General features: G+C 74.0%; 2 protein-coding genes. Both read right to left on the bottom strand.

Going from position 1 to position 1,694, the window contains the following annotated elements; translation table 11 throughout:
• Positions 1 to 934: hypothetical protein (locus ASF38_RS08925; protein ID WP_056575243.1), on the bottom strand; the 934-nt coding region annotated here is incomplete at its 3' end.
• Complete coding sequence (gene deoC, locus ASF38_RS08920; RefSeq protein WP_056575240.1) at positions 931 to 1,614, bottom strand: deoxyribose-phosphate aldolase; 684 nt, start codon at positions 1,612 to 1,614, stop codon at positions 931 to 933. The genes deoC and ASF38_RS08925, both read right to left, overlap by 4 nt.
• Positions 1,615 to 1,694 lie beyond the last annotated feature (80 nt).

Here is a 1,694-nt window from a genome sequence, read left to right as displayed (position 1 = left end):
CCGCCTCGTCGAGCCGGTCGAACGCCGGACCGGACGTCGGGATGCCCAGGTCGAAGACGGCGTCGATCGCCCGCGTCCACCCGTGCACGAAGTAGCGCCAGCCGTCCTCCACGACCAGGGCGTCGGCCTCGGCGCGCGACCGCGCCTGGCGCAGGAAGTCGAGCTCGCCGCGGTAGTTGAACTCCCACGCGTAGCCGCCGTGCGGGAAGACGACGTCGTCCGACACTGGTGAGCCGGGGCGATCCTTGCCCATCCCGGTCGCGTTGACCACCACCGAGCCGGGGGGCAGGGTCGCGACCAGCTCGTCGGAGACGGTGCCCCGCTCGAGCAGGTGAGGACACCACTCGATCGCGGGGTCGCCGGCGCGTCCTGCCGCCACGACCGCGTCGAGCCGGGCGGCGTCGACGTCGGTGACGTGCACGCAGGCCGGCGCTGCGGTGCCGGCGCGGTGGGCGAACCAGTCGCACAGGGCGAGGGCTGCCCCGCCCGCGCCGAGCACCGCGACCGTCCGTCCGGCGAGCCGGGGGACGATCGCCTCGAGCGCCAGGGCGCTCGTGATGGTGTCGAGGGCGTGTCCGCGGATCCATCCGTCGCCCGCGACGAGGGCACTGATCTCGCCCAGTCGGGCGGCGTCGTCGTCGACCTCCGCGAGGAGGTCGCGGCACGTGGTGAAGAGGTCGATCTTGTGCGTGGTGACGAGCGCCCCGCGGGACCGCGGGTCGGCGGCGAGGAAGGAGACGACCTCGCGGTAGGCCTCGGCCGGCGCGCCGACGGGCACGTCGATGCCGGTGAGGGCGACGTCCTCGAGTCCCAGCAGGGGACGCCAGGCCTCGAAGACCCGGTGGATGGCCGACGAGCCGGTGGTGACGCCGACGAAGTACATGGTCGGGACGGTGGCCGCGCGGAGCGCGCCCGGGCTGAGCACGAGCGTCATGCGCCCGCCTCCGCCACCAGTCGGACGGCGACCGCCGTGTTGATCCCGAACCGGGTGGCTCCCGCCTCCAGGAGGTCGTGGACCTGCGCGAGGGAGCGCACTCCGCCGGAGGCCTTGATCTCCCGCTCGGGGCCACCGACCTCGCGCATGACCTGGACGTGCTCGGGCGTGGTCGCGACGCCCTGCCAGCCGGTCCCCGTCTTCAGGGAGGTGGCGCCGGCGCGCACGGCCACGCCGACGGCGTCGCGCAGCTGTGCGAGGTCGAGCAGGCCGACCTCGTGGATCACCTTGACCGGGACCCGTCCGTCGACCGCCTCGAGCACCGCGGCGAGGTCGCGGGTCGCCCCGTCGAGCTCCCCGGAGCGGATCATCCCGATGTTCATCACGACGTCGAGCTCCTGGACGCCGTGGTCGACGAGCCAGCGCGCCTCCGCCACCTTGACCGGGGTGGCCGACCCTCCCGACGGGAAGCCGACGGGGGAGCCCGCGTTGGTCGTGGACCCCTCGAGCAGCGGTCGCAGGACCGGAAGCCACGAGGGAAGCACGTGGGCCGCGACGAAGTCGCCGGCGAGAGCGTGCCCGGCGAGCTCCTCCACGTCGGCACGACCGTGCTGCGCCTGCACCGCGCTGATGTCGACCCGGCGGGCGAGCGCGTGCCCGTCCAGCTCAGCGCGAGACATAGGACGGGTTCTCGGCGAGGGTCCAACCAGCACGGTCGGCGACCGCGAGGTGGCGCATGCCGTGGGAGGCGGCGATGATC

The organism is Aeromicrobium sp. Leaf272, assembly GCF_001422865.1.
In the GTDB taxonomy this organism is placed as follows: domain Bacteria; phylum Actinomycetota; class Actinomycetes; order Propionibacteriales; family Nocardioidaceae; genus Aeromicrobium.
This window is presented reverse-complemented; position numbering and strand designations above follow the sequence as displayed.